Annotated in this window: 8 protein-coding genes and 3 pseudogenes; 3 read left to right on the top strand and 8 right to left on the bottom strand. The window is 59.6% G+C overall.

All coding sequences use genetic code 11. The annotated features are described in order from the left end of the window. A partial coding sequence (locus ACX3P1_RS27510; RefSeq protein WP_459082893.1) for an OB-fold nucleic acid binding domain-containing protein occupies positions 1-686 on the top strand: 686 nt, incomplete at its 5' end. 221 nt (positions 687-907) lie between these two features. Next, the gene (gene xth / locus ACX3P1_RS27505; protein ID WP_459082891.1) at positions 908-1,741 is read left to right on the top strand and encodes an exodeoxyribonuclease III; all 834 of its coding nucleotides are present in this window, start codon (positions 908-910) and stop codon (positions 1,739-1,741) included. Between the two features lie 460 nt (positions 1,742-2,201). On the opposite strand, the gene ACX3P1_RS27500 is transcribed toward xth, so the two are convergent. From ACX3P1_RS27500 to ACX3P1_RS27485, 4 genes and pseudogenes are all read right to left on the bottom strand, one after another. Continuing rightward, complete coding sequence (locus ACX3P1_RS27500) at positions 2,202-3,158, bottom strand: type ISP restriction/modification enzyme (RefSeq protein WP_459082889.1); 957 nt, start codon at positions 3,156-3,158, stop codon at positions 2,202-2,204. After that, positions 3,125-3,598, bottom strand: a pseudogene (locus ACX3P1_RS27495) (hypothetical protein); the annotation flags it as partial. The gene ACX3P1_RS27500 and the pseudogene ACX3P1_RS27495, both read right to left, overlap by 34 nt. Positions 3,599-3,622: 24 nt before the next feature. Next, positions 3,623-4,003: pseudogene (locus ACX3P1_RS27490) on the bottom strand (CoA transferase); the annotation flags it as partial. A gap of 37 nt (positions 4,004-4,040) precedes the next feature. After that, positions 4,041-4,211 (bottom strand): hypothetical protein, encoded by a 171-nt coding sequence (locus ACX3P1_RS27485; RefSeq protein WP_459082887.1) that lies wholly within the window; start codon positions 4,209-4,211, stop codon positions 4,041-4,043. A gap of 143 nt (positions 4,212-4,354) precedes the next feature. On the opposite strand from ACX3P1_RS27485, the gene ACX3P1_RS27480 reads away from it, so the two are divergent. Continuing rightward, positions 4,355-4,816, top strand: coding sequence for an Lrp/AsnC family transcriptional regulator (locus tag ACX3P1_RS27480; protein WP_459082885.1), 462 nt, complete (start codon positions 4,355-4,357; stop codon positions 4,814-4,816). A gap of 71 nt (positions 4,817-4,887) precedes the next feature. On the opposite strand, the gene ACX3P1_RS27475 is transcribed toward ACX3P1_RS27480, so the two are convergent. The 4 genes and pseudogenes from ACX3P1_RS27475 to ACX3P1_RS27460 form a co-directional block, all read right to left on the bottom strand. Beyond that, positions 4,888-5,214 carry a helix-turn-helix domain-containing transcriptional regulator gene (locus ACX3P1_RS27475; protein WP_459082883.1) on the bottom strand — a complete coding sequence of 109 codons (327 nt, stop codon included), beginning with the start codon at positions 5,212-5,214 and terminating at the stop codon, positions 4,888-4,890. 5 nt (positions 5,215-5,219) lie between these two features. Continuing rightward, entirely contained in the window at positions 5,220-5,552 is a 333-nt protein-coding gene (locus ACX3P1_RS27470) for a type II toxin-antitoxin system RelE/ParE family toxin (RefSeq protein WP_459082881.1), read from the bottom strand. A 196-nt stretch (positions 5,553-5,748) separates the two neighbouring features. Further along, positions 5,749-6,507 (bottom strand): IS21-like element helper ATPase IstB, encoded by a 759-nt coding sequence (gene istB, locus ACX3P1_RS27465; protein ID WP_459082879.1) that lies wholly within the window; start codon positions 6,505-6,507, stop codon positions 5,749-5,751. Further along, positions 6,504-6,752: pseudogene (locus tag ACX3P1_RS27460) on the bottom strand (IS21 family transposase); the annotation flags it as partial. The gene istB and the pseudogene ACX3P1_RS27460, both read right to left, overlap by 4 nt. Between the last annotated feature and the right edge of the window lie 328 nt (positions 6,753-7,080).

Genomic DNA, 7,080 nt, shown 5'->3' with positions numbered 1-7,080 from the left:
CGCGTCGAGAAGCATTGTGGGCGATCAAGGCGTTGCGGGACGAGCCGTTGCCCCTGTTTGCCGCCGCATCGATCCGGAAGACAGAGACCGTTCCAGAAATCCACGAATCTGTCGTCACGCTACGGCCGATGACAGCCGGCGGCGAGGTGGTCGAGGATTATGGCCATGTCGGGCTGACGTTGCGTGATCATCCTGTCAGCTTTCTCCGGCAGGATCTTCGGCGGAGGCGCATCGTTTCCTGCGCAGACGCCATGGCCGCGCGCGACGGCCGTTGGCTGGAGGCCGCAGGCATCGTGCTCGTCCGCCAGCGACCGGGTTCGGCAAAGGGTGTCATGTTCATCACGATCGAGGACGAAACCGGGATCGCCAATTTGGTAGTCTGGGAAAAGATCTTCGAGAAACACCGGCGCATCGTATTGTCGGCCGGCATGATCGGTGTCTACGGTCGCATCCAGCGGGAAGGGGATGTCGTGCATCTCGTCGCCCATCGGTTGACTGACCTGTCGGCCGATCTCGCCAGCGTAGGTGATCGAGACGTAGCATTCCCGTTGCCGCATGGCCGAGGCGATGAATTCCACCATGGTAACCCCGGTCTCGATCCACGCAGCGTGCCGAGATTGCGGAACAGCGATAATTCAGACACGCATATCGAGCAAATCAGGGTGAAGACGCGGGATTTCCGGTAATCGGCGTAAGCTGCGCATGCTTAAACGACGTCTTCTCGGGTATGGGCGTTAGCGGCAGACACTACCCTCTTCGCAGGTATTTCCCGCGGCATGAGAATGAGCCTTTATCGATCACGTGGAAGGCATTGCCCACGATGACAGCCTGGCTGAAACCCAACCCTTGCCTCCGCGTTATGTAGGACAGGAAGGGAGGGCCGCTCCATGCAACTCGGACTTTGCAGTTGAAGATCGCCAGCTTCAACGTCAACGGCGTGAACGGCCGTTTTCCCGTTCTGGTACGATGGCTGCAGGAGGCCCAACCCGATGTCGTTTGTCTTCAGGAACTGAAATCACCGGACGAACGCTTTCCGATCCACGAGATCGAGAAGGCCGGATACGGTGCAATTTGGCATGGACAGAAAAGCTGGAACGGCGTTGCAATCCTTGTGCGCGGCAAGGAGCCGATCGAAACCCGACGGGGCTTGCCAGGAGATCTCGATGACAGTCAGAGCCGCTATCTCGAGGCGGCCATCGACGGAATGATTGTGGCCTGCCTCTATCTTCCGAACGGCAATCCCGCACCGGGTCCGAAATTCGACTACAAGCTCCGCTGGTTCCAGCGGCTGTCGTCACACGCAGCCTCGCTCCTCGAACTCGACATACCCATCATCCTCGCCGGCGATTACAATGTCATGCCGACGGATCTGGATGTATACGCGCCCGATCGCTGGCGTGACGACGCGCTGTTTCGGCCGGAGGTACGTGCCGCCTATCACGATCTTGTTGCGCAAGGCTGGACAGATGCGCTTCGTCACCTTCACCCGGACCAGCGCATCTATACCTTCTGGAGATATTTCAGGAACGCCTTTGCGCGCGATGCGGGCCTGCGGATCGACCACTTTCTGCTTAGCCCATCTGTCGCTCATTGGCTGAAGGCAGCAGGGGTGGACAAGGAGGTGCGCGGATGGGAGCACGCTAGCGATCACGCCCCTGTATGGATCGAATTATCGAAACAGGCAGCCGAGCATCAACGCCCCTCCCGTCGGCGCGCGAAGTCCGACAAAATGGGCTTTTGACCTTCCAGGATTTTGCTGACGGCTTCGGCCAGACTGAACCAGCCGGCGCGATCCACTTCGGGCAACTCTTTCATCTGACCGGACCGGGGCGGCCATTCCAGTGTGAACGTATTGCTGGTGATCGCTGTCAGGTCGATGTCGACATCAGCCTCGACCGACCACCCGCATGCATCTGCGCGTCGAGCGCGGCAAGGGTGGGCGCGATCGTAACGCCATGCTGTCCGTCGATCTTCCTGTCTCTCCTACGCCATGGTGGATCGAGGGACGCCGGCAGGGCGTTCTCCATCGCGACGGCTGGCTGTTCCCCGGTCAGAGCTGGGCCCGACCGATCTCGACGCGGCAGCTTCATCGCATCGTGGTGGAGGCAGCGCGGTCACCGTCCGCTCTGCGCGATGTTCCCGACTTAAACATGCCCCCCCGCAATAGCTGAAAAGCCGCCATGTAAAAATGGCGGGTAAGTCTAACCCGTACGATCAATAGCCGTCATCGCTGCGGTGATCCTAGTTGTCTCTACGCTCACCCGCGCCACTTTCGCCAGCAGCGAGATCATGCGCTCTTTATAATCAGCAAAGCGATAGGTGTTGAAATTGGCAGCGATAGTGTCGTCGCGCGGGCGCTTTTCTTTGTGCTGATCGAGTACCCAGTCGATCGCCGAACGGTTGCCGAGACGATACGACCATGCTTCTGGCGGAATGCCGGCAATCTGCGTCTCGGCATCAATTATCACCAAGCCCCGCTCAGCCTGCGACTTGAGAATTGGTTTGGGGTGTGTACCTGCGGCGCTTTTACTTGGTGTCTCCGTCCGTTGGACTGGCCAAGGCACGACATCCTCATAGCCCGTGTGCAGCCCGATTAGCGATTGGCCCCACGCGGCCCATTGCGCGAAATCGGCGTAGTAGGGGATGCGCGGGAACTCACGTTTGAGATTTAACGCATAAGTCTCGCGATATACGGGGTCATGCAATACGGCATAGACATAGTGGAAGATCGAATCTTTTGTGACGCCCCGCTTGCCGTAGCGTTTCACGAACTTGTTGAGCGCCCAATCGGTGATGTTGTCGACCCGCTCGCCGGATTTTGTATAGCGATAACGCGGAGCTCCCTGTGTGCTACCGTTGCCATTTTTGAGCAGACACGTGTCGAAAACGCGATCACTCGCAAGCGCGGTGAGCGGGTTCGCCGACGCAACACCCAGAAAGGCTATTGTACGGTTCATTTCACCCCGGAAAATGTCATGAAGCCGGAAGGACTGGCTGTTTGTGAGACGGTCGAAGTACATAAATTTGGTCGAGAATGGGCGGTACAAAGACGGCGTGACTTTCTCCGGGTCGAACGCAATTTGGGTTTTTGAATCGAAGCGACGCCCCAGTTCCCGGTGCCACTTTATATTCGCAAGTGATCTGTCTCCCGCTTGCATTGCGCGACCGTACTCTTCGCCAGCTCATCGCGTTTGTGCTCGAGGTCGTCGGCAAAGGCGAACACTCCACCGACACGAGTCTGATAGGAAGCCAGCCGACGCCGAGCATCATCGACCCGACGCCGATATCCGTTCCGCTCCCCCTCGAAATTGCACAACGCGTTCTCCAGACGGGCAATCGCTCCGATCGGCGTGGTGGTGACGGGGAGCTCGACTTCGTACTCGCCGCCCGATCGTATCAGCATGGTGGCGTAGCGATATCCGTCACGGCCGAAACGCTCGCCGGAATATTGGAGCCCGAACCCGCCGATCGAGGCGATCTCGGTGTCACCCTCCTGCTGAAGCTGCATCAGGGTGAGGAGTTCTTTCATCAAGGCGCGGCCAGCGAGCTTGCGCTCGGCAAAAGCAGACCCGGTGACGCTCATGGTGACGGCTTGGCCGTGCGCGACCCCGCATCCGTATCCCGTGATCTCGCACAGCACAAGCTGTGGGTTGGCTTCGCCTAAAACGTCCCATCCAAGCCCGAGAGCCTCGAGCTTTCCCGGACGCATTTCGCTAATGAACACGTCTGCGGTACCGATTAGTTCAAGAAGGGCAGCGCGCCCGTCTTCAGTCTTCAGATTGTGCGCTAGCGTGGTCTTGCCCCTGGCGAGCGCGTCGTTAGGGCCTCCTCTCCCCGCGAGCATGGGATCATCGGCGGCTCCGGCGTATTCCGGCTTCGCCTGCATCGGGTTCACGACTGACACGACCTCGGCACCCATATCAGCCAGTACCATGGAGGCGAACGGGCCCGGTGCGTTAACCGAAATGTCGATCACCTTGATGCCTTCGAGTGCGGTTTTCATCCTCGAGCGTCTCCGGCGACTACCATGATCTCGTCTCCTACCTGGAGATGGTTATGTGCGAAAAGGCATACTCTTCCAACGCTCCGTGCCAATGGGGATGGCCGGCCGGGATCATCGCGACGTCTCCGGCCTCCATGGCATGCTCGCCCGACGCGTCGCCCCCACCTCCTACCGGACGGCCGATCACGATCTGGTCAACCTTGTGCACATGGGCGGTTTCACGAGCCGATGGCGAAATTGACGAGGTAGGCCTCCAGCCTGTTGCCGTCGGGCTGCTCCCCGAGTCTCTGGAAAGTGATACGCCGCCGACGTACAGTGGTCCGCTGGCGACCTCACAACTGACCTCCGAGGGTGGACCTCCGGATCGTTGCCGCGCTTCAGACAGACGGTACGCTCACCAAGGCGGAGCTGGCAGAGGTGGTTGGCTCGACGCCTTCGACCTGCCTGCGCCGGGTCGCGGAGCTGCGGCGAACGGGCGTCCTGAAAGCCTGCGTCTATCTCGCGGACCCGGCCAAACTCGGGCGCAGCATTCGGGCTGTCATCACTATCACGACGCGCAACCACACCAAGGACGTGCGGTCGTCCTTCGCGTCGCGCGTTTCAGAGGAACCGGCGATCACCCAGGCGTTCGGTGTCACTGGCGATGTTGACGCAGTGCTGATCGGGCATTTCGGCGACATGGAGGAATATCAGGCGCTCTGCGACCGCCTCTTCGACAGCGATCCGAACGTGATCCGCTACACGACGCTGTTCGCCGTCGAGACCTATAAGGAGACGACGAAGATTACGCCTCGAGACGCCGCCCCCAAATGATAACCGGCGAGCCGTTCATTCTGCACCCGACTTCTGCGGCAGATATGATCCATGACGACGGCCACTGACTGTTAGCTGGCCAGCCGCTCTGGTTCGACCCGGAAATGAACCGCCTCGCGGCGATTGAGTTCGCGAAGAACAGCGGACAGGTTGACCAGACGCGGATTGCCGCGCGGACCGAACATGCGCATCAGGTTTTTGGGATCGATTGAGACAGCTTCGGCAAGCTGCTCGAACCCGACAGTTGCATTGATGTAGTCGCGGATCAGCGCCTTGCCAGTATCTGGCTCCCCGGCGGTAAAGGCCTCCATCGCTTCTCCTAGAAGTGCGGCACGAAACTCGGGATCGCGCTCCGCGCGCGCCTTCACGGTCTCTTTGAAACTGCGGGACAATGCCATTGTTCTCACTCCTTCGCCTTCTTGCGGCGTTTGTAATCCGCCCATCGATCAAGAGCTTGGGCGACATCAGCTTGCTGGCGCGTTTTCGTTCCACCGCCGAGCAGAATGACAAGCCTGGTTCCATCGAAGGCGAGGTAGATGCGGATGCCAGGCCCCCAATCGATCCGCCATTCGGCCACGCCTTGCCCAACAGGCTTCAACCCGGATCGGTTGCCCACTCCAACCCGAAGGATTGCAGTCGTTACCTTCGCGGCATGCGCGGCGGGCAGCTGATCGAACCATTCATCGAACGGCCGGGCTCCTCGTTCATCCTCATAGACTTCGACTTCCACACTCATATGGTGTCATATACGACACCTTCAATGTTGAAGCAATCACGATCCAATGAATTCCGCCTATTGTGTCAACGGCGGAGAGAAATCCGGCCACGCGCCGGAGTAATAGTCGGCCACGGTTTGCGAATGCAGGAGACCGCCGGGAGGGCGTAGCCCGAGCGGGGGTCTCATACGCACGCGGCGATTTTGCGAGGGTGTTTCAGCCGGCCTTTCGGGCGCGGCTTTGGGCGAGACGGTAGCTGTCGCCGTTCATCTCGAGAATGTTCACGTGGTGGGTGATGCGGTCGAGCGGCGCGCCGGTGAGGCGCTCAGACCCGAGCGTTTCGGTCCATTCGTCAAATGGCAGGTTGCTGGTAATCAGGGTGGCACCCCGTTCGTAGCGTTGCGAGATCAGCTCGAACAGCAATTCCGCGCCAGTCTTGGAGAGTGGCACAAAGCCAAGCTCATCGATGATGAGAAGCTGGTAAGCGGCCATCTGTTTCTGGAACCTAAGCAGACGCCGCTCGTCGCGCGCTTCCATCATCTCGCTGACCAGCGCAGCGGCTGTCGTGAAGCCGACGGACATGCCCTTTTGGCATGCGGCCAGGCCGAGCCCGAGAGCCACATGGGTCTTGCCCATGCCGGAAGGACCAAGGGCGATGACATTCTCGCGACGCTCGATCCATTCGCAACGCGCCAGTTCCAGCACCTGCATCTTGTTGAGCTTGGGAATGGCGGCAAAGTCGAAGCTGTCGAGGCTTTTGACGACAGGGAACTTGGCCGCCTTGATGCGGCGTTCAACCTTGCGGCGGTCCCGTTCGATCATCTCCTGCTCGGACAGCCGGGTGAGATATCCGACATGATCGACGCCCTCGGTGGCGCATAGCCGAGCCAACTTCTGATACTCGCGCTGGAAGGTCGGAAGCTTGAGGGTTTTGAGGTAATGGGAGAGCAGGATCTCAGGCACGTCAGTGCTCATGCCGCTTCCTCCCCATGCGCGGAAAGCAGTTGCATATAGGCCTTCGCCGATGTCGTCTCGACCGTGGCCCTCGGCAGGTATGGGTAGATGGACAGGTCCAGTCGTGGCGGCCGGCGCTCCACCCGGCACAAGATCAGATGCTTGACGGCATCGAAGCCGATCGCGCCGAGCTGGAGAGCCTGCTTTACCGCCGCATGCAGGTCGGCAAGCTCGAAGCTTTCTAGCAGGCGCAGAACCTGCACATATGCATGTTCGAGTACAGGGCAGCAAATAGGAGACTTTCTGCGGCTTGTTCTCAAGGTCCCCGAGCGACGGCGCTCCCGGCGCGCGAAACGCGTTGTGCTGCGAGAAAACATCGCCGTCGATAATGCGTATTTCGGCCACGGCCGTTTTCGCAACGAGCTTAGAGCGTTTTCCGAATAATTTCGGTTACGTATCATAGCCGGCATGTGCGAACATGTTTTCGCATTCCAGTGGTGCGAATTGCTCAATGGCCAGGGCCACAGCGTCCCACAATTTCGGGATAGACCGAGCAGCGACCTTTCGTAGAAAGGCCTTGAGCTTGGCGAAGGC

This window comes from Mesorhizobium sp. A623, from assembly GCF_054489405.1.
The sequence above is the reverse complement of the archived record's forward strand: the minus strand, read 5'-3'. Positions and strand labels throughout refer to the sequence as shown.

What these genes read in the sequence shown, in the direction of transcription:
- istB (WP_459082879.1), bottom strand. Translation starts at nt 6,507, where the DNA reads ATGAGCACTGACGTGCCTGAGATCCTGCTCTCCCATTACCTCAAAACC.
- ACX3P1_RS27470 (WP_459082881.1), bottom strand. Translation starts at nt 5,552, where the DNA reads ATGAGTGTGGAAGTCGAAGTCTATGAGGATGAACGAGGAGCCCGGCCG.
- ACX3P1_RS27475 (WP_459082883.1), bottom strand. Translation starts at nt 5,214, where the DNA reads ATGGCATTGTCCCGCAGTTTCAAAGAGACCGTGAAGGCGCGCGCGGAG.
- ACX3P1_RS27500 (WP_459082889.1), bottom strand. Translation starts at nt 3,158, where the DNA reads ATGCAAGCGGGAGACAGATCACTTGCGAATATAAAGTGGCACCGGGAA.